The following is a 239-nucleotide window of genomic DNA, read 5'->3' on the forward strand; positions in this document are numbered from 1 at the left end:
TGATGTGTTCGTAACCCTAGACCCCTATCGGTTTGAGTTGGATGGAATCACCCCCCCTCATGATCTTATGAACGCTTCCTTTGGAAGTTATGGGGAAATGAACAAGGGTTGGACCGCAGATGATGGCAAAGGATTCATCAAAATCCTATCCAATCCTGGAAAAATTGCAAACCATGTAAACCAAGAGCATGATTAAGGCAGGAATAATAGGAGGTTCGGGATATACAGGAGGAGAACTG

Annotated in this window: 1 pseudogene; it reads left to right on the forward strand. The window is 44.4% G+C overall.

Annotated elements, in window-relative coordinates:
• A pseudogene (locus ACRHOZ_RS21390) lies at window positions 1-196 on the forward strand (argininosuccinate synthase); the annotation flags it as partial.
• Window positions 197-239 lie beyond the last annotated feature (43 nt).

The sequence above is a fragment of the Flagellimonas flava genome, assembly GCF_050617915.1.
Classification (GTDB): domain Bacteria; phylum Bacteroidota; class Bacteroidia; order Flavobacteriales; family Flavobacteriaceae; genus Flagellimonas; species Flagellimonas flava_A.